Raw genomic sequence first — 22705 nt, 5'->3', positions numbered from 1 at the left:
TGCACGCGCATCACTCCCGTCGCACCGTCCGGAAACCGATGTGGGCCGCCGCCAGATTGCGTTCCTGCGACTCGCGCGCCGAAGCCCGATAGCGCACGCAGTAGTCCGGCGCGCACAGGAACGAGCCGCCTTTGATCACCGTCGCGGCATCGGGCGCGTGCGCCGCCCCGGCCGCGACGGCAGTGTCGCCGTTGGCATGCGGATGGCGCGGTCCGGTGTAGCGATCGGACGTCCACTCCCAGGCATTGCCGATCATGTCATACAAGCCAAAACCGTTGGCCGCGTAACAGCCGACCGGCGCCAGGCCGGCATGGCCGTCTGCGCCGGCGTCCAGCAATGGAAACGAGCCTTGCCAATAGTTGGCGGTTGGCTTGCCTTGCGCATCGGTTGGCGCGGTGTCGAGCTGGTCGTCGCTACGGCCGGCCTTGCCCGCATACTCCCATTCGGCTTCGGTGGGGAGATCCCTCCCCAGCCAGCGGGCGTAGGCCAGTGCATCGGCCTGCGTGACCAGAGTTACCGGCAGATGGCCGCCGGCCGGCTGCGCGCCGCGCCATTGCGCACCTTTCTGCAACGACCACCAGGCGTAGGGCCGCTGCGTCAGCTCCTCGGCGGTCGGCGTATGGAATACCACGCCGGCGCCCTGCTTTTCGGCGTCCGTCACATAACCGGTGGCAGCCACGAACGCGGCGAACTGGGCTTGCGTGACTTCGGTGCGATCGATCCAGAAACTCTTGACGCGGACCTGGCCAGGCTGCGCCGGCCGCTCGTCGGCGTAGCCGCGCTCACTGCCGAAGACGAAACTTCCGGCAGCGACACGCACCATGCCGGCATGCGCATCCTTGCCCCAGCCAGCCGGCAAGCCGCTGTAGGCGGCGCAGGACTGCTCGTTGCCCAACGCCGGGGCCGGTGGTGCACCGGTCAGCACCGCGCTGACGCTGAGCAGAAACAGCCATCCCAGCAGCGCCAGCAGCACCGCCACGCCGGCGCCTAGCGTCAGGCGCAGGCCACGATGTATCAGAGACATCAGTAGTAGCCTTGCGGCTTCAGCGGTTCGACGCCGCCAACATGGGTCATGAATTGCTGCCATTGCAGCACCATGCCGCTGGTGACGGCCGGATTTTGCGCCGACACGTCGCTGGTCTCGCCGCGGTCATGCGTCAAATCATACAGCTCCCAGTGACCGTCGAGCGCGCCGACAGGGGGCTCGTTCCACAAGGCCTTCCACTTGCCGTCGCCGCTGATCAGGAAAGCGCGGCCGTAGGACTCGTGTCCGAGCGGATCGCTGCGTACCGCCTGCACGCTGCCCTCCAGCAGCGGCAGCAAGGACTTGCCAGTGACCGGATAGACGTTGCGGCCGTTGTAGACCACCTTGCCCAGATTGTGGTCCACGCCGGCGGCGTCGACGGCCTTCGGTGCGGCCTCGCTCGGCAAGGGGATGCCGGCCAGCGCCAGGAACGTGGCGGTGTTGTCGGTCACGTGCGTCAGCGCGCTCAGGTTGGGCAGGCGCGCGGTCTGTCCCGGCAGCTTGACAATCAGCGGCGTGGAGACGCTGCCTTCACCGGCGTAGCCCTTGGTCAGACGAAACGGCGTGGCGCTGACCTCGGCCCAGCGCAAGCCATATTGCAGCCGCTTGGCCGCTTGCGCGCCATTGTCGGTGCCCAGCGCGGAATAGACCGGCTCGGTGGCGTTGGCTTCATCGGTCGCTTTCGGATCGGCGCCGCTATCGATCGGCCAGCCTTCGGCGCCGTTATCGGACTGGAACATGACGTAGGTGTTGTCGTATTCGCCGATGTCCTTCAGGTGCTGGATCAGCAAGCCGATGTTGTGGTCGAGGTTATCGACCATGCCGGCGTAGATTTCCATGTAGCGCGCCTGGGCCTTTTTCTCCAGCGCCGTCAGGCTGCCCCACTTCTTGTTCACCTTGCCTGCGCCGTATTCCGTGTAGCCCTGCGCCACGCCATTGTTGGCGTTGATGTATTTGGCGCCAGCCTTGCCGTAGCCCGATGTGGCCGGCGTGGCCGCCAGGGTTTCCGGCGCCCCCTCGTACGGTTTGAAGTCGGCCGGCACCAGGCCCAGCTGCTTTTGACGGGCGATGCGGGCGTTGCGCACGGCGTCGTAGCCGGCATCGTATTTGCCCTTGTACTTGGACAGCCACGGCTCCGACACTTGCAGCGGCCAGTGCGGCGAAGTGTAGGCGGCGTAGGCGAAGAACGGCTTGCCGTCGGCCTTATGCTGGTCGATATAGGAAATCAGGCGCTTGGTGTAGAAATCGGTGGAATAGAACGGCTCCGCGCCCGTGCCGCCTGGTTGGCCCGGCTGCCCCGGTTGCACGAATTTGCCATCCTCCGTGTAATTGCTGGAGCCTTCTTTTTCGTGCGCATAGTGATTGCTGGCGGCGCCGGCCAGCAGCGCGTAGCTGTGCTCGAAGCCCCACTGGTCAGGCGTCTTGCCGGCGGTGGTGACGGCTCCGCCGGCGATGGCGGAACCCAGGTGCCACTTGCCGGCCATGTAGGTATGGTAGCCGCCGTCGCGCAGCAGCTGGGCGAAGGACAGCGCGCTTTCGTTCAGAAAGCCTTCGTAGCCAGGCAAGCCTTTGCGCTCGTCGTTCGGCGCGCCCATATTGCCTTCGCCGACCAGATGGTGATCGGTGCCTGAGACCAGCATGGCGCGCGTAATGGCGCACACGGTGCCCGTGTGGTGATTGGTCAGCAAGCGGCCCTGTTTGACCAGCGCGTCCAGATTCGGCGTCTCGATCTCGCCGCCGAAGGCGCCGATGTCCGAGTAGCCGAGGTCGTCAGCCATGATGTACAGGATGTTGGGCTTTTTCTTGACGACGGGGGCTGGCGCCGCGGCGATCTCCGGCGGTGCAGCGGAATCACCGCAGCCAGCCAGGATCAGCGCGCTGGTGATGGAGAGGCCCAGCATGCCGTGTTGCACGGCGCGCTGTATGCGTGGAGCGAGTGTCATGGATTTCCTTGCAGTCGAAATGTGCAAAGAATAATTGTTGGGCGGGAGATAACAAACGAAGCATTTCGCGTTACCTCATGCGCGCAACGGATATATCACTGCTTGAATTCTCTTCTTGTCTGCGGTCGGAAAAATCTGCAGCGAAACCGGAAGTGAAGCCAGCGGTTCGCTGCGCCGTCGGGTCGGCTACAGTTGTTTTTCGATGGCGACCGTTCCCGCGACCAGTTCGTCGCCCGTATGCAACGTGGTCACGGTCTCAATGAGAACAATGCCGCACTCCTCTTCGGCGACCGGGTTATGCCGGACATTCTTGGGCACCGTATAGAAGCTGCCAGGTTTGAGTACGACCTCCCGGTCCTCCAGCTGGATCTTCAACGTTCCATAGACCACCAAGAACATTTCATCCTCGTGCTGATGCGCATGCCAGACCAGTTCGCCCTTGAGCTTGGCGACCTTCACATACTGGTCGTTCACGCGGCCGACCACCTTCGGCGTCCAGTAACTGGACACGCTGGCCAAGGCCTGTTCGATATTAATTGGATCGATACTCGTCATTTTGAAGCTCCTTGATTGAAGACATCAAGGTACCGGAAACAAGGATCGCGGCCTATCAAATGTTTGTCATGGCGCCATTACGATTCTTCATGCCCTGTAATGTTCGCGAATCACCGTTGCCATGGCGAGCGCTGCCTTGCTTGGCCGCTGCTTTATATTCAGCTCTATCGCGAAGTCCGGCAGCTGAGGCAAGTTCGCGTCGGCCGCAACCTCACTGAGGCCGTCCGGCACCAACGAGCGCAGCCAGGGTGTCACGGCGAGGCCGCTTTGCACAGTTGACAGCGTCGTTTCAACAGACGCGTTTTCAAACACCATTCGCCACTCAATACCGGCCTGGCTCAGAAGCGGAAATACGGTCTTACGGAACGTGCAGGTGACCGTCACAAAGCAGAGCGGCAACGGACGCTGCATCACGCAATCCCCTGGTCCGGCCACCCAGACCAGCGGTTCGAGCGCTAGCCGGTCCCCGACGGCCTGCGCGTCTGGAACTTGGCTCAGCGTGAGATCGAGGCTTCCTGCAGCAAACAACTCCATCAAGTCCACTGACGACCCCGTGAAAATACGAACATCGACCACCGGATGACGCTGGGCATAGGCTTTCAGAATCGGTGCGAAATGCGCGCCGGCCATGTCGTGCGGCACACCGATGCATAACGTCGCGGGTGCAGTCACTGCGCCAACCTCGTCGAAAATCAGGTCGTTGAGCGCCAATAACTGATGAGCACGCTCGATGAATAGCGCCCCCTCGGCAGTTAGCCGGCAGCCGCGCGCATCGCGGTCCAGCAGGCAACAGCCGATCGCGTCTTCCAGACGCTTAATCTGATGGCTCAAGCCACTTTGCGTCACGTGCAGCCGCCTGGCAGCGACAGTCATGCTGCCGGATTGCGCTACCGCGACGAAGGCACGAACAAGTTGGAGATCAAGGTGACGTGAAGGCGGCATGGAGTCTGATGAGAATTCCTACTGTGGGCAGTATAAACAGCTGGGAGCTCCTCCTGCAATGCCTCGACACTGATGGACGAGTTAAAACAATGACAGCGTGACAACCAAGGGAGCGACAGCACAGCGGATCCGTATGAGACACAAGCCTTTGGAGCGGTGAAAGCTGGCCATAATCCGGTCCGCAACAAGCCGTGCGCGCCGAGTTATTTCGACGAGAACTGCAACAACCTCCATGCCGCTTGGTGCCGACATCATCCTGCTGAGTGCCAGAAAAATCCGTTTCGCAACATCGGGACGGCTGTCTGCCCGGCGATTGCTATAGTCCTTACACGCAGCGCGGCCAGCGCATCCCGCCCTGGCTGTGGCGACCATCAGGGAGACCTATCCGTGTACGACATTTCAAAGATGACCTGCGGTGTCATCGCGCTGATGTTCAGCGCCAACCTCTTCGCAGCAGACCTGGCGTCCGACACGGTCGACGTCCAACACGTAATGGATGCCTACCACGAAGCCGTGGTAAATCACGATGGTGCACGCATGATCGACTTGTTTCTGCCGCAGGCCAGCCTGTGGCTCAACGTGTTGTCCGACGAGGCCTATGCGGCGGCGCGCTTAAAATCGCCCGATGCGGCCAAGGTGCGGCACGCCACCGTGGCCGCGTTTGCCAACCTGGTTTCGACCACGCGGTCAAACTTTAATCCCACTCACACGCAACTGCATGTCGACAGCGATGGCACGATTGCTGCGGTGTATTTTGATTTCGTGTTCTGGGTCGATGGCAAAGCGCAGAATCATGGCAGCGAAGCATGGCAACTCGTCAAAGGCAGCGACGGATGGCGCATCGCCGCCATTACGTATTCCTCGAACGGTGCGCCCAAATAAGCACTGGCATACAATGCACGTACGTTACGCAATCTCGTCAAGTCGCTCCACATCATGTCGAACAACTATCCCGGCTGGCGCCTGCCGGCGACCGCCCTCTTCTGGACCTGCGTCGGCGTCGTATTCGCGCTGCCGGTGCTGAATAACGGCCCGGACTGGCGCGCACCGCTGGTTCAGGCGCTGACGCACTGGTGGGCGTGGGGACTGCTGGTCCCGCTGATCATTGCGCTGGATGTGCGCCTGCGGTTCAGCAGCGCCGAGGCCTCCCTCCGGCTGGCCTCGCAGTTAATGCTCGGCGTTGTATTTTGCGTGATCCAGGTGTACGTGCGCGCATTGCTGGCGGCGCCGCTGGCACTGATACTCGGCTTGGACCCATGGTCACGCCTGGCCGGGATTGACCTGTTTACCCGCAGCGCGGGCGAAGGTATTTTGTGGTCGATGCTGGTGTATGGCCTGATTGTCGGCGGCTGGTGGGCCTATCAATCGCACGGGCGCATGGCGGCGGCCGAACTGCGCATGGAACGCATCGAACGCAGCTATTCAGAGGCACGCTTGCATGCGCTGCGTCTGCAGCTCGATCCGCACTTCCTGTTCAACACCCTGAACACAATTTCGGCGCAGATCCAGGATGAACCGGCGGAGGCCCGGCAAATGATCGAGCATCTTGGCGACCTGCTGCGCGTGTCGCTCGATCCGCGCAGCCGCCACGAAATTCCGCTCGCCGACGAGCTGGGATTTCTCGACCGGTATTTGTCGATCCAGGCCATCCGATTCGGCGACAAGCTGCGCGTCGCCGTACACGTGGAGGACGATGTGCGCCATGCAGCCGTCCCCAGCCTGCTACTGCAGCCGCTGGTCGAAAATGCCATCCGCCACGGCATTTCACGCCGTGCAGCCAGTGGCAGCATCACGATTTCAGCCCGGCAGCTGGGGCGCGATCTGATGATCACCGTGCGCGACGATGGTATCGGTCTCGGCGCCGAGGCGCTGGCGCCCGGCGGCCATGGCCTTGGTCTACGGCTGACACGCGAACGCCTCCAGGGACTGCACGCTGACGGTACAACCAGCCTGACGCTGGCCAACCATGCCGACGGTGGCGCCATCGCGACCGCGCGCTTGCCGTTACGCCTGATACAACAACTAAGCCCATGCTTGAACCCATGCGTATACTGATTGCCGACGACGAAGCACCGGCCCGCCGGCGTTTGCACAACCTGCTGCGTGAAGATGCCGGGGTTACCGAGGTCCGCGAAGCAAGCGACGGACGAGTGGCGCTGCAGATGGTTATCGACTGGAAGCCGGATTTGTTGCTGCTGGACGTGCAGATGCCGGAATTGACCGGTATTGACATGGTCATGGCAGTGGGTGCGGCGCAGCTGCCGTTGACGATTTTCGTGACAGCGTGGGATCAGCATGCGGTCAGCGCTTTTCAAGCGAACGCACTCGACTATCTGCTCAAACCCTACAGTGATGCACGCTTCCACGCTGCACTGGCACGGGCGCGTCAGGCGATGGCGGACCGGCAACTGCGGGCGGTTAGCGCAAACATCTTTCGGATGCTGGCGTCGCAACAGGCGTCGGTCGCCCCCGTCTGGTTGGAACGCTTGATCGTCAGGTCACAGCGCGCGACGCAGCTCGTGCGTGTGCTGGACATTGACTGGATTGAAAGCGCCGGCGTGCACGTCATCCTGCATGTCAAGCGCACCGAACTGCTCCACCGGATTGCACTGTCCGACCTGGCAAGCCAGCTGGACCCTGCACGCTTCGTTCGAGTGCATCGCTCCCTGATTGTCAATATCGACAGCATCATGCGTCTTGAAGCCCTGTCACATGGCGAATTCGCGATATGGATGAACGATGGCGCGCGCCGCAAAATCAGCCGTACCTACCGCGCGGCGCTGGAGCGCAGCCTGGGGCAGCCCCTGTGACGCTACCTGAGGCCTGTCACGCCTGACGATCCGCCCGAAGAAAATGCCAGCGATATCTCTTCACCGCCGTAATGCCCATAAAGCAGCAGTCAGCAACCAGACGCCGCCGGTTTGCAGGGTGCTTAAATGATGTCCGTACACCAAGCGGTCCACCAGGATCGCAGTCAGTGGGTACACGAATTGCAGCACCGCGATACGGCCAGTTCGCAAGCCGGTCATGCCGGTATTGAGCAGCATGTAGGCCAAACCGGTCTGGATGCTGCCCAAACTGGAAAGCCAAAACCAGGTTGCCGTCGTTTGCGGCCAACCTTGCCACATCGGCCACCATGCAGTCAGGACAACGCCAATAGCACACTGCCACCACGTCAGAGCGAAGGAGCTGATCGTCGTTGCTGAACGAGCGGCAATCGCCATGCCGGCATAAGCCACGGCGCCTATGATGCAGAAGACAACGCCGGTCTGGTAGTCGCGCGTCATGTTGCCAGTGCTGCCGCCCTCAAACAAACCGGTGGCAAGCGCCAGGCCGGTCAGTGCGATGACCGCTGATGCAGCTTGGGAGCGCGATATTTTTTCCCCGTACAGCCAGACGCCGGCCCCCATCACCAGAAATGGTTGGACATGAAACAGCACCGTCGCCACGGCAATGGAGACGCGGGGCACCGCGGCAAAAAACAGCACCCAATTCGATACGATCAATATCCCGGCAATCAGCACCACCCCAAACTCCTTTGCGCGCAACCTGAGTTCACAAAGTCGGCCCGTGCATGCTCCCCATACCAACAGCGCCAGCGCGCCGAAAAAACATCGGAACAATACGGTCGTCATCGGGCTAACGTTTGCTTCCTGGATGAAGACCCCGATCGTCCCTAGTACCAGGCCGCCCGTTACCATGTGCGCCGTTGCGCGTCGTTCCTGCGATGGAGAAATGTCTGCTGTCATCCTCGGAATTATGTAATGCTTATAGCCTCGCAAAAAGCGAATTTATCGACGGGCATCCATTCGATTTTCAAATGGCACTGAATATGCAATCTTCCGACCTTCAACTCGACTGGCTGCGCGCGTTCGTTGCGGTCGTCAATACCGGCTCGCTGACAGCCGCAGCACGTCAGGTCAACCGGTCGCAATCGGCCGTCAGTATGCAAATCAAAAAACTCGAGGAGGCGGTTGGACAGTCATTGTTGCTGCGCGGCCCTCGCCACATGCTGCTGACTGCGGCGGGAACGGAATTGTTGGGCCATGCACGCAAAATGCTCGACATCCATACGCAGGCGTTGACGGCGATGCGCGGCCATGAAGTGACAGGACGCGTCAGCCTTGGCGTGCCGGACGATTACGCCATGCCTTATCTGACGCCAGTCCTGCGGATCTTTTCTGGCAGCTACGCAGGTGTAGAGGTCACGTTGGTTTGCGAACAGTCCACCGCGCTCATTCCCAAAGTGGAGCGGGGCGAAATTGACATTGCCGTCGTAACCCGTGACCGGCCCGACCGCGGCATTCTGCTGGGCCGCGAACGACTGGTGTGGGTGGGCGACGACCGATATGAGGCCTGGCGACGCAATCCCTTGCCGATCGCAGTGCATGAACTCGGCAGCCAGGCACGCGCCGCGGTGCTGGCGGCGATATCGGCGGAGCGGCGGGCATACCGGATCGTGTACAGCAGCCCCAGCGTGGCCGGACAGTTGACCGCCGCGCACAGCGGCATGGCCGTTGCGGTACTGACCCACTCCAGCCTTCCCGGCAACCTGAAGGCACTGGATAGCCGCCATGGATTGCCGGCTTTGCCTGAAATGGAGATTGCACTCATCCGCAGCAAGCAAGCGGAACAGTCTCCCGCAGCCATTGCGATGCATGCGCAGATATTGCGGACGCTGCGAGGCGCTGAGGGCTAAAGAAATGCAGTCATGCCGGTGTCGCCAACAGCGCGTTCGCCGCCCCGACACCGAAGCTGATCGGGCCGACGACGGCGGACGTCACCGGACAGCAAAAAGGCCGTTTCTCCTATGAGAACCACCAATGAAAAAACCCGCCGAAGCGGGTTTTTGGGGTTCTGGCGGAGACGGTGGGATTCGAACCCACGATACAGGTATAAGCCGTATGCATCCTTAGCAGGGATGTGCCTTCGGCCACTCGGCCACGTCTCCTAGTCGATTGCTCAACTATGTCCTCTTGTTAAGAGGACGTGCGATATCTTATAGGGCAGGCTTCGTTTGGTCAAGGGATGCGCTGTTGTGATGCGGGCGTCGCGCGCCCTCGGCGCGCGGGGCTGGTGCGCAGCACCAGCAGTTGGGCGATTCGGAGGGGATTTGCGCTTGCAAGCGCAAATCCTTCGAATCCCACCGTTCCGTCCAGACAAATAAAAAAGCCTCCCGCAGGGGAGGCTTTTTTATTTGTTCTGGCGGAGACGGTGGGATTCGAACCCACGATACAGGTATAAGCCGTATGCATCCTTAGCAGGGATGTGCCTTCGGCCACTCGGCCACGTCTCCTAGTCGATCACTCAACTATGTCTTTTCCAGCAAACTGCGCTAGAGCAGACGACCGTCATAGTATAGACCACAACCAATTTGGTCAAGGCAACTTGACGGTTTTTTGGGGAAAATTTATGCCTTTTCCAGTTCAAACGCTTTGTGCAGCGCACGCACGGCCAGTTCCATGTATTTCTCGTCGATCAGCACCGAAATTTTGATTTCCGACGTCGAAATCATCATGATGTTGATGCCCTCTTCCGACAAGGTGCGGAACATTTTCGACGCCACGCCAACGTGCGAACGCATGCCCACGCCGACCACCGAGATTTTCGACACTTTGGCGTCGCCGGCGATGCTGGCCGCACCCAGCGATTCTTTCGAGCTGTTCAGCACATCCAGCGCGCGCTGGAAATCGTTGCGCGGCACGGTGAAGGTGAAGTCGGTCTTGCCATCCACCGACTGGTTCTGGATGATCATGTCGACTTCGATGTTGGCCTCGGCCACCGGGCCCAGGATGTGGTAGGCCACGCCCGGACGGTCCGGCACGCCCAGCACGGTGATTTTGGCTTCATCGCGGTTAAAGGCGATACCGGAGATGACTGCTTGTTCCATGTTTTTATCTTCCTCAAACGAAATCAGGGTGCCCGAGTTGGCTTCCACTTCCAGGTCCAGCATCGGGTCGGTCAGCGACGACAGCACGCGGGTCGGCACGCGGTAGTTGCCGGCGAATTCCACCGAACGGGTCTGCAGCACTTTCGAGCCCAGCGACGCCAGTTCCAGCATTTCTTCAAACGTGATCGCCTTCAGACGGCGCGCTTCCGACACCACGCGCGGATCGGTGGTGTACACGCCGTCTACGTCGGTGAAGATCAGGCATTCGTCGGCCTTCATCGCGGCGGCAATCGCCACGGCCGAGGTGTCCGAACCACCGCGGCCCAGCGTGGTGATGTTGTCTTCGTCATCCACGCCCTGGAAGCCGGTAATGATGACGATCTTGCCGTCGTCCAGGTCGCGGTTGACCTTGTCGTTGTCGATCGACTGGATGCGGGCCTTGGTGTAGGCGGAATCGGTTTTAATCGCGACTTGCCAGCCGGCGTAGCCGACCGCTTTCTTGCCGATCGCTTGCAGCGCCATCGACAGCAGGCCCACCGAGACTTGTTCGCCGGTGGCGGCGATCATGTCCAGTTCGCGTGGGTCCGGCTGCGATTGGATTTCCTTGGCGAGGCCGATCAGGCGGTTGGTCTCGCCCGACATTGCCGACGGCACGACCACAATGCGGTGTCCGGCGTCATGCCACTTGGCGACACGCCGCGCGACGTTCTTGATACGGTCCGTCGAACCCATCGACGTACCGCCATATTTGTGCACGATTAAAGCCATAACAGAGAGTTTTCCGCTCAAATAAAGGTAAATAGAACCCTAAACTCTACCTGCCGCAGTGCAAAATAACAAGTCAAAAAACTCATAATCTCATACTGAATAGACATATCTACATACAAAATTCGGCAGAAAGGGCCTCAATGTCTATACAGCTTGCCAGCGCAGGCGAATCCGCCCCGCTCCGTTGCTCAGATGGTGGCAGTCCATGCCGATGCCGGCAGCGAACAGCAGGTCTTTTGCGCTTTTAACCACAGGCAGGCGGCCGCGCTCCCACGCCGGAATCTCCAGCGCCTGGTAGTGGTATTTGATGGCGCGGGTGGGCCGGTTGTGCGCTGGCTTGAGTTTTTCGCCGCCACGGCGGAATTCGATCAGCAGCGGCTGGCTACGCAGCCAGTCGGGATCGAGGCCCTCTTCAGCCACTTCAAAGTGCAGGACGCCGCCGTAGGCCGGGAACGCCAGTTCGGTTTCGCCGTTCCAGCGGAAGGCAGTGCCGGGCTTGTCGTCGAACTGGTCTTCGCGCTGGCCTTCCAGCTCGGCCAGCTTGGGCGTCAGGTGCAGGCGGTCGCGGTAGCGGCGCACGTGGCAGTCGGGGTGCGTGACCAGCAACTGGGCGTCGTACTTGGCTTCCAGCAGCTGGGTCAGCATCTCGGCCAGCCAGGCGGTGCTCGGCATGCTGTAGCCGCGCGTGGCGAACCAGTGGCGCAGCAGGTTGTAGGCGCGGTCCTGGCTCAGCGCGCGCAGCTTGCTGATGTCGAGCTGGTCGCCGTCTTGGGTGGCGAGAAGGTCTTGCTCGGCCAGTTCGGTCAGCAGGCGGGTCGCCGATTGCGCGTGCTGGGCGCTGCGGGCGAAGCGTTCCTGGAAGCCGGGGAAATGCTGCTCCAGCGCGGGCATCACGGTGTGGCGCAACGCGTTGCGGGCGTAGCGCGGGTCGTCGTTGGATTCGTCGTGGATGTGGGTTACGCCCTGTTGCGCGACGTAGCTTTCCAGCTGCTTGCGCGAAACTTGCAGCAACGGGCGGGCCATCACGAGGTTGTCGTTCTGCAGCAGGCTGGCGGCGGTGTTGGCGGCGTCCATGCCGGACAGGCCGGCCGGCCCGGAACCACGCAGCAGTTGCAGCAGCACGGTTTCAGCCTGGTCGTCCAGGTGGTGGGCGGTCAGCAGCAGTTGGGCGTCGTGTTCCCTGCACAGCGCGCCGAGGGCGGCGTAGCGGGCTTTGCGGGCGGCCGCTTCGGTGCCGGACTTCTTGGCGTCTTGCAGCTGGATGCGGCGCGCTTCGAACGAGACGTTGAGCGCGGCGCATTGCTGCTCGCAGTGGGCCAGCCAGGCGTCGGCGTTGGGGCTGAGGCCGTGGTGGATGTGGAAGGCGCACAGGGTCAGTTCGTGCTGCTGGACGTAAGCGTGGGCCAAATGCAGCAAGGCCGACGAGTCCAGGCCGCCGCTGAGGGCGATGGCGATACGTGGCGCGGCGCCCTCGCCTGTGCCGCTCTGCGCGCGGGCGGCGGCGATGGCTTGCTCAAAGGTGGACGTGAGGGTGGGCTTTTGCTGCTTCAATCGTGACTCCGAAATGCAAACCGGGAGCGGCGCATGCGCGGGCTCCCGGCGGGTGTGCATGGGCTCCCGCCTGCGCGGGAGCGACGGTGGTGTAAGCCGGCCGTCATTCCCGCGCAGGCGGGAATCCAATTTACTCTTGCGGCGTGGTTTCCTTGAACTTACCGTAGCTCATCAGCTTTTCGTGACGGGCTTCCAGCAGGTCCTTGGTTTTCATGCCGTGGAACTGGCGCAGCGAGTCAGCCAGCGCGCGCTTCAGCAGCGTCGCCATCTGCTTCGGATCGCGGTGCGCGCCGCCCAGCGGTTCGCTGACGATCTTGTCGATCAGGCCGATCGCTTTCAGACGATGCGCGGTCAGGCCCAGGGCTTCGGCCGCATCGGCCGCACGTTCCGAGGTCTTCCACAGGATCGAGGCGCAGCCTTCCGGCGAGATCACCGAGTAGGTCGCGTATTGCAGCATGATGACCTGGTCGGCCACAGCAATCGCCAGCGCGCCGCCGGAGCCGCCTTCGCCGATGATGGTGGCGATCAGCGGCACTTTCAGTTCCGCCATCACGTACAGGTTGTGGCCGATCGCTTCCGACTGGCCGCGCTCTTCCGCGTCGATGCCCGGGAAAGCGCCCGGGGTATCCACAAAGGTGAATACCGGAATGCCGAACTTCTCAGCCAGCTTCATCAGGCGCATGGCTTTGCGGTAGCCTTCCGGCTTCGGCATGCCGAAGTTGCGCATGGCGCGTTCTTTGGTGTCGCGGCCCTTCTGGTGGCCGATCACCATGCAGGACTGGCCGTTGAAGCGGGCCAGGCCGCCAACCACCGACAGGTCGTCCGCATAAGTGCGGTCGCCGTGCAGTTCGTGGAAGTCGGTGAAGATTTCGTTGACGTAGTCCATGGTGTATGGACGTTGCGGGTGACGCGCGATCTGCGAAACCTGCCATGGCGTCAGCTTGGCGTAGATGTCTTTGGTCAGTTGCTGGCTCTTTTTGGCCAGACGGTCGATCTCCTCAGAGATATCGACTGCCGAATCGTCCTGGACGAAGCGCAATTCTTCGATCTTGCCGTCGAGTTCAGCAATCGGTTGCTCAAAATTGAGGAAAGTCGTTTTGGTCATTGTACCTCCGTGTTTATTCTCGGCTGCGGCATCGTGGCCCGCTTGTGACGGGCACAAAAAGGCCTCGCGCAGCGATTAGAGTATCTATTCTACAGCAACCGGATCCAAACTACGCCATAAGTACCATGTGGCGACGGTCCGGTAGGGTTCCCAGTTGGCCGATACCTCGCGCGCATCGCTGCGCGAGACCGGTTCGCCGGAGAAGTAATTCTGGCTGATGCCCTGGATCAGACCGGGGTCGTCCAGCGGCAAAACGTTGGGGCGCAGCAGATTAAATATCAAAAACATCTCGGCTGTCCAGCGGCCGATGCCGCGGATCTGCACCAGCTCGGCGATCACCGCCTCGTCGTCCATCTGGTCCCACTGGGCCGTGTGCACGCGCTTGTTCTTGAAGTGGTCGGCCAGGTCGAGGATGTACTCAGTCTTGCGCTTGGACAGGCCGCAAGCGCTCAGTTGCTCGGCGCCGGCCTTGATGATCTGCGCCGGCGAGCATTTCGGGCTGATCAGCAGCAGCTTTTTCCAGGCGACATCGGCCACCTTGGCGGTCACCTGCTGGCCGACGATTGAGCGCGCCAAGGTGGTAAACGGGTCGTGGTGGCCCACGAGGTGCAGGTCGCCGAATTGCGGGATGAGCTTGTTCATGATGCGGTCCCGCTTCATCAGCTCGATCTTGGCTTGCTCCCAGTACGGCGGAACGGCCGATACCGGGCTGGCTGCGCCCTCGTTATCCTTGGCGTTGACCATAGTTATGCGCGGCGCCAGTTGGTGGTGCCGTCAGGCTTGTCTTCGAGGATCACGCCCTGGGCTAGCAGATCGGCGCGGATCTTGTCCGATTCGGCGAAGTTGCGGGCTTTCTTGGCTTCCGCGCGCTGCACGATGGCGGCCTCGATGGCGCCATCGTCGCCGCCGGCGTCACCCACGGCGGCCTGGCGGAATTGCTGCGCAGTGCGCTGCAACAGGCCGATCACGGCCGCCAGCTCTTTCAGCTGGCGTGCCAGCACCGGCGATTTCGACTTGTTCAGCTCGGTCACGAGGTCGAACAGCGCGGCCACCGCCAGCGGCGTGTTGAAGTCGTCGTCCATCGCTTCGGCGAAGCGGGCGGCGTGTGCTTCCTGCCAGTCGAGCGGCTGGCCGTCGCCTGCCACGCCGTCCAGCGCAGTGTACAGGCGGGTCAGCGCGCCACGGGCGTCGTCCAGGTGGGCGTCCGAATAGTTCAGCGGGCTGCGGTAGTGGGCGCGCAGGATGAAGAAGCGCACCACTTCGGCGTCGTACTTCTTCAGCACGTCGCGGATGGTGAAGAAGTTGCCCAGCGATTTGGACATCTTCTCGTTATCCACGCGCACGAAGCCGTTGTGCACCCAGTAGTTGACCATCTGGTGGCCGAACGCGCCTTCCGACTGCGCAATCTCGTTCTCGTGGTGCGGGAACTGCAAATCCGCGCCGCCGCCGTGGATGTCGAAATGTTCGCCCAGCAGCGCCGAGCACATGGCCGAGCACTCGATGTGCCAGCCCGGACGGCCCTTGCCCCACTTGGAATTCCACTTGGCCTCTTCCGGCTCGGATTCCTTGGCGGCTTTCCACAGGACAAAGTCGAGCGGATCGCGCTTGCCGGTGTTGACGTCGACGCGCTCGCCGGCGCGCAGGTCGTCCAGCGACTTGCCGGACAGGCGGCCGTAGTTCGCGAAGTTGCGCACCGCGTAGTTGACGTCGCCATCCTCGCCCTGGTACGCCAGGTCTTTCGACTCCAGCGTCTCGATCAGCGCCAGCATTTGCGGCACGTATTCGGTGGCGCGCGGCACCAGCGTCGGCGGCAGGATGCCGAGCGCGGCGGTGTCTTCGTCCATGTACTGGGTGAAGCGGGTGGTCAGCTGGGTGATGGTTTCGCCATTTTCCACCGCGCGCTTGATGATCTTGTCGTCGATGTCGGTGATGTTGCGGGCGTAGGTGACCTGGTAGCCGGAGGCCAGCAGCCAGCGGTACATGACGTCGAACGCCATCATCATGCGGGCGTGGCCGATATGGCAGTAATCGTAGATGGTCATGCCGCAGACGTACATGCGGACTTTGCCCGGCTCGATCGGTACGAAGGTCTGCTTGTCACGCGCCAGCGTGTTGTAAATCTTTAAATTGCTCATCGGACTCTTGCGTTTGCTGGAGGTCCCGGGCAATACGATGGCCTGGCGCACTGGTGAAACCGCGCGCACTCGTCATCATCGTGTGCCTGGGGGAACCTCGGGAATGTTCTTGTTTCCACCTTCTAAGGGGTAGAATGGAACAAGTATAGCATTGATAAAAACAGCATAGGCCTCATCTGTAATTGGATTTTGCCTGTCTAACATTGATAAGAGGAAGCTCGATGCACCAAAAACTGATGACCGCCCTCGTCGGCCTGACCCTGTCCGGCGCCGTGCTGGCCGCCGAGCCGCAAGTGGAACTCAAGACCACCATGGGCGATATTGTGCTGGAACTGGATCACGACAAGGCGCCCAAATCAGTCGATAACTTCCTTGCCTACGTTAAATCCGGCTACTACAAGAACACCATCTTCCACCGCGTGATCGACGGCTTCATGATCCAGGGTGGCGGCTACGACGAAAAACTTAAGGGCAAGCCGACCAACAAGCCGATTCCGCTGGAAGCCAGCAACGGCTTGCACAACGTCAAGTACTCGCTGGCGATGGCGCGCATGGGCGATCCGAATTCCGCCACGTCGCAGTGGTTTATCAACGTCGAAGACAATGCGGGGCTGGACGCGCCGGGGCCGGATGGCAGCGGCGGCTATGCCGTCTTCGGCAAAGTCATCAAGGGCCAGGAGACCGTCGACAAGATCAAGGCGGTGCTGGTGGATGACAAAGGCATGTTCCAGAACGTGCCGGTAGTACCGGTGGTGGTCAAGTCGGCGACGATTTTGAAGACACCAATCCAGCCAAAACAGTAAAATAGCGGCCTGCCGTCATTCCCGCATTAGCGGGAATCCATGCTGAGCCAGCTATCCATGGGTTCCCGCTTGCGCGGGAACGACGATCATATTTTCACCATTCAGGATAACAAAATGACCAAAGTAATCATCAAAACCAATCTGGGCACCATGACTGCCGAACTGGACGCGGAAAAAGCGCCGAAAAGCGTCGCCAACTTCCTGGCCTACATGGAAGCCGGCCATTACAACAACACCATCTTCCACCGCGTGATCGACGGTTTCATGGTCCAGGGCGGCGGTTTTGAGCCAGGCATGAAGCAAAAGCCAGCCGACACCACCGTGGAAAACGAAGCCAAGAACGGCCTGAAAAACGAGCCGTACACGCTGGCCATGGCCCGCACCTCGGCGCCGCACTCGGCATCGGCCCAGTTCTTCATCAACGTGAAGAACAACTCCTTCCTGGACTACCCAGGCCAGGACGGCTGGGGCTACGCCGTGTTCGGCAAAGTGGTGGATGGCACCGACGTGGTCGACGCCATCAAGAAAGTCAAAACCACCCGCAGCGGCATGTTCGCTGACGTGCCGGCAGAAGACGTGATCATCGAAAGCGTCACCCTGGCCTAAGCATGAGTGAAGTCTGCGCGCTGTTCGTCTCCGATCTGCATTTGCAGCCTGCGCATCCCGCGACCAGTACGGCGTTTTTCGGCTTTCTGGAGCGGCATGCGCGGCACGCGCAGCAGTTGTATCTACTTGGCGACCTGTTCGAGTATTGGGCCGGCGATGATGACATCGCCGATCCCTTCCATCAGCAGGTGGTGGAGGCGCTGCGCGCTGTCAGCGATGCCGGGGTGGCGGTCTACTGGATCGCCGGCAACCGCGATTTCCTGGTCGGCGCCCGCTTTGCCGAGGCTGCCAACCTGACCCTGTTGCCGGAAACCTGGGTCGCCGACATCGGCGGCCAGCAGGTGGTGGTGCTGCACGGCGACGCCCAGTGCACCCAGGACATCAAATATATGGAATTCCGCGCCATGGTGCGGCAGCCCGCGTGGCAGCAGCAGTTCACCGCCATGCCGCTGGCGCAGCGCAAGGCGATTGTCGAGGGCCTGCGCGCCGACAGCCGCAAGGAACAAAGCGGTAAATCGTATGAAGTGATGGATGTGACGCCCGAGGCGATTGCCGACGTGTTTGCGCAGACCGGCGCCAGCGTCATGATCCACGGCCACACGCACCGCCCTGCCCTGCACCATGTCGGCGACAAGCTGCGCTACGTGCTGCCGGACTGGGAGCCGGACGCGACGCCGTCGCGCGGCGGCTGGATCGCCATCGACGTCGATGGCGTCATCACGCGCCACGATCTGAGCGGCGCGGTCATTCTCAACGATTAATCAGCGGATCGAGCCCATCGCCGCGTTCAGGCGGCGCACCAGTTGCTGGTTGAGGTCGCGCGTGTGGCGTGCCCAGCGCTCCATGGTCCGTTGCAACTCAGTGTTCAACTGCCTGGCCTTGTCGGCGTCGCCGACGCCGGCCGCCCAGATGGCAAATTCGGCCTGCACCGTAAAGCTGTTGTAGCGGCTCAGCGCAAACTCAAACTCTGCCCGTGCCTCATCCTGACGACCCGCTGCGGCCAGCGCCTGCGCCAGCAGCAACGACACTTGCTCAGGACGGAATTTGTCATCGCTACTGCGGATGGTTTGCAGATGCGCCGCCGCCGCTGCCGCCCGGCCGCTGGCCAGCGTGGCGCGTGCGGCGCCGTAGCGAATTTCCAGGTCACCCGAAAACGGGCCGCTGAGGCAAGCCTCGTAGGTGGCGGCCGCTTCTTCGGCGCTGCCGGCTTCCAGCTGGGCCCTGGCCAATCGCATCTGATTCTGCGCGGTCGGCGTGAACTCGTAGGCGTCGCGCGCCTCGCGCAATTCGCGCCCTGGGTCCAGCGTCTTGGCGGCGGCGCTGACCGCCTTGCGGGCGCCGTGCTGCAACTTCGAATTCGGCAGGTAGATGGCGAAGAAATACACCACACTGCCCAAGCCGGGGAAAAGGAACAGAATCATCACCCAGTACAACTGCTGCCCGCTGCGAATGGCGTGAATGGCGAAGAAGATCGCTACCAGCACATGCAAACCGATACCAAAAATAGTCATACACGACCTCTACAAACTTGAGAACGACCGATTGTAGAGGCATCTGCTCCGCATCACAAGGCAGCGACTGCTACCGGCTGACGCTGCCAGGCTGCGGCGTAGCGGGCCAGGCGCCCCAGGAACAGGCCGTTAAACACGCCATACAGCAGAGCGACGGAGGCGGCAAACGGCACGCTATGCGGCAATTCAGGGTGCATGGCCGACATCACAGCCACGGCGTATTTTGTGGCAAAAATCGCAATCATCAGCACCAGCGGCATCCAGCTGCCACGCTGCACGATGGTGCCGGCGGCGCGATTAACCACGATCTCGCGAGGAGAAAGCTGCCAGATCGCCGCTGCCGACGCTACCGCGCCCAAGGCCCACAGCGCCCAGACGCCATCGCCCAGCGGGCCGTGACCGTTGATGCTGGTCACCGACAGCCCCACCATCACCAGCGGAATCAGCGCCACTTTGCGCAACGAGGTTTCGCGGTCCTGGCTGGCCAGCCAGCCGCGGTAGATCAGGAAGGCCAGCAGGGCCCAGACGTAGACAGGGGTGTGGGAAACGATTTGCTGAATCATGGTGTGCTCCGTGAAGTAAGTTAAGTGGCTGGGTTGATGTAGCCACTATGCGCTGAAGCTCAGCGCCACGGATCGCCATGCGACGAAATGCGCCGCACCGGCGCGAAATGCAGCCGGCCGGCGCGAAATACCCGCTACTGCGCCGGCTGCAGCCTTGCCACCAGGCCGCCGGGACGGGTATCGATGCCGGTCAGCACGAACTGCACGCCGGCGTAGCGCAAGTCTTCCGGGCGGAAAGTGTGCAGCGGCACGTCGCGGATGACCTTGTCGCTGAGCAGGTTGGCCACGCTGGCGAGTTGCGCCTGCTTGCCCTCGTCCATGTTATCGACAATGAAGCGGTCGACATGGGCGTCGGCAATGTAAATCGCGTTGTGCGGACTATCCACCCGCAGGCGGCCGGAGATCAGCATGCTGCCATGCCAGGACTGGCGCGCCAGCAGCGGCGACACGCCCAGGTCGACCGACAGCGATACCCGGTCGTTTTCCGCCAGCACCGCCAGACGCGGATGGCTCAACTCCACCTCGAACACGCCCAGCACACGCTGATGCATGGGGAATTTACGATCCAGGCTGGTTTGCAGGCGCTCTTGCGGCAACTCGACCTCGCGCGGACCAATCAGCGTAGCGCAGGCGGTCACCAGGCCGGCCAACAACAGTGGCGCGGCGAATTTGGCGATGCGTTTAAGATCCATCGGGACATCTTTCAAATATACGGAATCTACGCATTATATGACTCTCACGCGATTGGGTTGTGCCGGTTGGAGCATCAGCCGCGAAGCAGCGCCCTCTTTCACCGGCTCCGGCAGCCATCTGGAACGCTATGCCGCCGTGTTCAACGCGGTGGAAATCAATTCCTCGTTTTACCGGCCGCACCAGCCGCAGACTTATGCGCGCTGGGCCGACAGCGTGCCGGCCGATTTTCGCTTCGCCGTCAAGCTGCCGCGCAGCATCACGCACGAGCGCCGGCTAAAAGACATTGACGCTCCGCTGGCCCAGTTCGCCGCCGAAGCCGGCACGCTGGGCGACAAGCTCGGTTGCGTGCTGGTGCAGCTGCCGCCCAGCTTGGCGCTGGATGCGGCCACCGCTGACGATTTCCTGCACCGCCTGCGTGGCCACTTCAACGGCATGCTGGCCTGCGAGGCGCGCCACGCCAGCTGGTTCAGCGACGACGCCAGCGCGCTGCTGCAGCGCCACCGCATTACCCGCGTGATCGCCGATCCGCCGGCCGGCAAGCCGGGGCCGTACGTGCCGACCACCGACGACGGCTACGTGCGCCTGCACGGCAGCCCACGCATCTATTATTCATCGTATGACGAGGCCTATCTGACCAGCGTCGCCAAATGGCTGGCCGAACGCGACGCCTGGTGCATCTTCGACAATACCGCGTCCGGCGCCGCCATCGGCAACGCCTTGCAGCTGCGCTCAGCGCTGGGGCTGTAGCGCCTGCTCCAGGTCGTCGAACCTGGCCGGCTTGACCAGGTGATAGTCGAAGCCGGCCGCGCGGCTGCGTTCACGGTCCTGGTCGGAGCCGTAGCCGGTGTGAGCGATCAGCCGCGTATGCGCGAAAGCCGGCTCGGCCCGCAGCATGCGCGCCAGCGTGTAGCCGTCGATGCCCGGCAGGCCGAGGTCGAGCACGATGGTTTCCGGCTGGTGCGCGCGGGCCAGCGTCAGTGCGTCCTCGGCGTTGTTGGCGGTGACCACGTCGTGCCCCATCATCTTCAACAACTCCGCCATCACGCTGACCGAGTCGACGTTATCGTCCACCAGCAGCAGGCGCAGGCTGCCCGGCACGGCCGGTTCCACAACGGCAGCAGGCACCACCACCGCCGGCAGCTGCAACGGGAATTCCAGCACAAAGGTGCTGCCTTTGCCGATACCGTCGCTATAGGCTTCCACTCGGCCGCCATGCATGTCCACCAGCTTGGACACCAGCGACAAGCCGATGCCGAGGCCGTCGTGCATGCGGTCGCGCGTCGAGGCGCCTTGCGTGAACATGCCAAAGATGCGCGCCAGGTTGTACGAGGTGATGCCGATGCCGTTGTCCCCTACCGCGATGCGGATGCGGTCGGTCTGCGGCAGCGTGACGTTCAGCGAAATTTCGCCACCGGGGTCGGTGAACTTGGCGGCGTTGTGCAGCAGGTTGCCAAGGATCTGCGACAGCCGCACCGGATCGCCATGCAGCCACACCGGCTGCGGCGGCACATCGACGCGCAGCCGGTGGCCGCGCGATTCAATCAGCGCCTTCACGGTCTCGACGGCCGGCTCGATCACCGCATGCAGCTCCACATCCTGCTGCCGCAAGGTCAGCTTGCCTTGCGAGATGCGCGCCACGTCCAGCAAATCATCCACCAGATGGGTCAGGTGACCGACCTGGCGCAGGATCACGTCACGCGCGCGCTGGTGCACCTCGGCCTGCGTGGCCGGCACCGTGTTCATCAGCGTGACCGCGTTGCGGATCGGACTGAGCGGATTACGCAGCTCGTGCGCCAGCGTGGCCAGGAAATCGTTCTTGTGCTCGTCCGCCTGGCGCAGCAGCGCCTCCATGTTCTTGCGTTCGCTGATGTCGCTGCTGATGCGGGCCACGCGGTACGGCTGCTGCTGGTCGTCGCGCACCAGGAAAGCGCGGTCGCGCACCCAGCGCACCGAACCTTCCTCGCCGAGCCGGAATTCCTGGTCGTAATGGCCCTCGCTCAGGAAGGCTTGCCAGTCGGCCTGCACCAACTGGCGGTCCTCCGGATGGACCGCTTCCAGCCAGTCGTCCGGCGTCTGCTGCAGCTGCGCCAGCGGGCGGCCGAACAGGCGCTCGTAGGCCGGACTGGCGTACAGCAATCGCTGGTCGCTGATATTGAACATCCAGAACACGTCCTCGATGTTTTCGGCCAGCTGGCGGAAGCGTTCCTCGCTGTTGCGCAGGTCCGCCTGGGTGCGTTGCAGCCGCAGCAAGGCGTTGACGTTGGCGATCAGTTCGTCGGCCTCGATCGGCGCCGCCAGGTAATTGTCGGCGCCACCGTCCAGGCCGCGGATCTTGTCGTCGCGGCCGATCAGCGCGGCCGAGGTTTGCAGTACCAGCACCGTGCAGGTGGCGACGTCGGACTTGATGCGGCGGCACACTTCGATGCCGCTGATGTCGGGCAGCTTAACGTCCAGCAGCACCAGCGCAGGCGCCTCCTTGCGCGCCATCTCCAGCGCGTCGGTGCCATTGGCGGCTTCGATCACGCGGAAGCCGGCGCTCAGCAGGATGCGCGTCTTGACGTAACGCGCGCCATCGTTGTCGTCCACATTCAGTATCAGAATAGAGCTGTTGTCCAT

General features: G+C 62.1%; 22 protein-coding genes and 2 tRNA genes. 8 read left to right on the top strand and 16 right to left on the bottom strand.

Annotated features, from left to right (window positions below):
• Positions 1–10: 10 nt before the first annotated feature.
• From HH213_RS22480 to HH213_RS22465, 4 genes are all read right to left on the bottom strand, one after another.
• Positions 11–1024: a formylglycine-generating enzyme family protein gene (locus tag HH213_RS22480; protein WP_169113699.1), complete on the bottom strand. Its 1014-nt coding sequence runs from the start codon at positions 1022–1024 to the stop codon at positions 11–13.
• Positions 1024–2967: an arylsulfatase gene (locus HH213_RS22475; protein ID WP_169113698.1), complete on the bottom strand. Its 1944-nt coding sequence runs from the start codon at positions 2965–2967 to the stop codon at positions 1024–1026. Before HH213_RS22475 ends, HH213_RS22480 begins: the two co-directional genes overlap by 1 nt.
• A 186-nt stretch (positions 2968–3153) precedes the next feature.
• On the bottom strand, positions 3154–3522 hold the full coding sequence (locus HH213_RS22470; protein ID WP_169113697.1) for a cupin domain-containing protein: 369 nt from the start codon (positions 3520–3522) through the stop codon (positions 3154–3156).
• Positions 3523–3609: 87 nt separating this feature from the next.
• Positions 3610–4464, bottom strand: coding sequence for a LysR family transcriptional regulator (locus HH213_RS22465; RefSeq protein WP_110848324.1), 855 nt, complete (start codon positions 4462–4464; stop codon positions 3610–3612).
• 387 nt (positions 4465–4851) lie between these two features.
• Between HH213_RS22465 and HH213_RS22460 the strand changes: the two genes are divergently transcribed.
• From HH213_RS22460 to HH213_RS22450, 3 genes are read left to right on the top strand one after another with little or no spacing between them, the layout of a single operon-like run.
• Positions 4852–5346, top strand: a complete 495-nt coding sequence (locus HH213_RS22460; protein WP_199240518.1) for a nuclear transport factor 2 family protein — start codon at positions 4852–4854, stop codon at positions 5344–5346.
• Between the two features lie 54 nt (positions 5347–5400).
• Positions 5401–6519 carry a sensor histidine kinase gene (locus HH213_RS22455; protein WP_169113696.1) on the top strand — a complete coding sequence of 373 codons (1119 nt, stop codon included), beginning with the start codon at positions 5401–5403 and terminating at the stop codon, positions 6517–6519.
• Positions 6507–7274 carry a LytR/AlgR family response regulator transcription factor gene (locus HH213_RS22450; protein ID WP_217363456.1) on the top strand — a complete coding sequence of 256 codons (768 nt, stop codon included), beginning with the start codon at positions 6507–6509 and terminating at the stop codon, positions 7272–7274. Before HH213_RS22455 ends, HH213_RS22450 begins: the two co-directional genes overlap by 13 nt.
• 60 nt (positions 7275–7334) lie before the next feature.
• Here the strand turns inward: HH213_RS22450 and HH213_RS22445 are convergent, their stop codons facing one another.
• Positions 7335–8165, bottom strand: coding sequence for a DMT family transporter (locus HH213_RS22445; protein WP_229263484.1), 831 nt, complete (start codon positions 8163–8165; stop codon positions 7335–7337).
• Positions 8166–8296: 131 nt separating this feature from the next.
• Here HH213_RS22445 and HH213_RS22440 point away from each other — a divergent pair, with 131 nt between their 5' ends.
• A complete protein-coding gene (locus tag HH213_RS22440) occupies positions 8297–9163 on the top strand; it encodes a LysR family transcriptional regulator (protein WP_169113693.1) in 867 nt (288 codons plus the stop codon).
• Between the two features lie 159 nt (positions 9164–9322).
• Here HH213_RS22440 and HH213_RS22435 read toward each other — a convergent pair.
• The 7 genes from HH213_RS22435 to cysS all read right to left on the bottom strand — a co-directional run bounded on the left by HH213_RS22435 (position 9323) and on the right by cysS (position 15913).
• Positions 9323–9415, bottom strand: a tRNA-Ser gene (locus HH213_RS22435).
• A 252-nt stretch (positions 9416–9667) separates the two neighbouring features.
• Positions 9668–9760, bottom strand: a tRNA-Ser gene (locus HH213_RS22430).
• A gap of 114 nt (positions 9761–9874) precedes the next feature.
• Positions 9875–11122 carry an aspartate kinase gene (locus HH213_RS22425; protein ID WP_110848330.1) on the bottom strand — a complete coding sequence of 416 codons (1248 nt, stop codon included), beginning with the start codon at positions 11120–11122 and terminating at the stop codon, positions 9875–9877.
• Between the two features lie 144 nt (positions 11123–11266).
• Entirely contained in the window at positions 11267–12673 is a 1407-nt protein-coding gene (tilS, locus tag HH213_RS22420) for a tRNA lysidine(34) synthetase TilS (RefSeq protein ID WP_229263110.1), read from the bottom strand.
• 130 nt (positions 12674–12803) lie between these two features.
• Positions 12804–13778, bottom strand: coding sequence for an acetyl-CoA carboxylase carboxyltransferase subunit alpha (locus tag HH213_RS22415; protein ID WP_110848332.1), 975 nt, complete (start codon positions 13776–13778; stop codon positions 12804–12806).
• A gap of 84 nt (positions 13779–13862) precedes the next feature.
• On the bottom strand, positions 13863–14522 hold the full coding sequence (locus tag HH213_RS22410) for a DNA-3-methyladenine glycosylase family protein (RefSeq protein ID WP_110848333.1): 660 nt from the start codon (positions 14520–14522) through the stop codon (positions 13863–13865).
• Positions 14523–14524: 2 nt separating this feature from the next.
• Positions 14525–15913, bottom strand: coding sequence for a cysteine--tRNA ligase (cysS, locus tag HH213_RS22405; RefSeq protein WP_169113691.1), 1389 nt, complete (start codon positions 15911–15913; stop codon positions 14525–14527).
• Between the two features lie 221 nt (positions 15914–16134).
• Here cysS and HH213_RS22400 point away from each other — a divergent pair, with 221 nt between their 5' ends.
• The 3 genes from HH213_RS22400 (at position 16135) to HH213_RS22390 (ending at position 18083) form a co-directional block, all read left to right on the top strand.
• Positions 16135–16716 carry a peptidylprolyl isomerase gene (locus HH213_RS22400; protein WP_169113690.1) on the top strand — a complete coding sequence of 194 codons (582 nt, stop codon included), beginning with the start codon at positions 16135–16137 and terminating at the stop codon, positions 16714–16716.
• 114 nt (positions 16717–16830) lie between these two features.
• Positions 16831–17322, top strand: coding sequence for a peptidylprolyl isomerase (locus HH213_RS22395; protein WP_110848680.1), 492 nt, complete (start codon positions 16831–16833; stop codon positions 17320–17322).
• 2 nt (positions 17323–17324) lie between these two features.
• Entirely contained in the window at positions 17325–18083 is a 759-nt protein-coding gene (locus HH213_RS22390; protein ID WP_110848336.1) for a UDP-2,3-diacylglucosamine diphosphatase, read from the top strand.
• Here HH213_RS22390 and HH213_RS22385 read toward each other — a convergent pair whose 3' ends face one another.
• The 3 genes from HH213_RS22385 to HH213_RS22375 form a co-directional block, all read right to left on the bottom strand.
• On the bottom strand, positions 18084–18833 hold the full coding sequence (locus HH213_RS22385; protein ID WP_169113689.1) for a tetratricopeptide repeat protein: 750 nt from the start codon (positions 18831–18833) through the stop codon (positions 18084–18086).
• A 53-nt stretch (positions 18834–18886) separates the two neighbouring features.
• On the bottom strand, positions 18887–19396 hold the full coding sequence (locus HH213_RS22380; protein WP_169113688.1) for a DUF6622 family protein: 510 nt from the start codon (positions 19394–19396) through the stop codon (positions 18887–18889).
• A gap of 134 nt (positions 19397–19530) precedes the next feature.
• Positions 19531–20088, bottom strand: coding sequence for a DUF1439 domain-containing protein (locus tag HH213_RS22375; protein WP_169113687.1), 558 nt, complete (start codon positions 20086–20088; stop codon positions 19531–19533).
• Positions 20089–20125: 37 nt separating this feature from the next.
• On the opposite strand from HH213_RS22375, the gene HH213_RS22370 reads away from it, so the two are divergent.
• Positions 20126–20836: a DUF72 domain-containing protein gene (locus HH213_RS22370; RefSeq protein WP_110848340.1), complete on the top strand. Its 711-nt coding sequence runs from the start codon at positions 20126–20128 to the stop codon at positions 20834–20836.
• Here the strand turns inward: HH213_RS22370 and HH213_RS22365 are convergent.
• Entirely contained in the window at positions 20819–22705 is a 1887-nt protein-coding gene (locus HH213_RS22365; RefSeq protein ID WP_229263109.1) for a hybrid sensor histidine kinase/response regulator, read from the bottom strand. The genes HH213_RS22370 and HH213_RS22365 overlap by 18 nt on opposite strands.

Source organism: Duganella dendranthematis, assembly GCF_012849375.1.
Lineage (GTDB): Bacteria > Pseudomonadota > Gammaproteobacteria > Burkholderiales > Burkholderiaceae_D > Rugamonas > Rugamonas dendranthematis.
The sequence above is the reverse complement of the archived record's forward strand: the minus strand, read 5'-3'. Positions and strand labels throughout refer to the sequence as shown.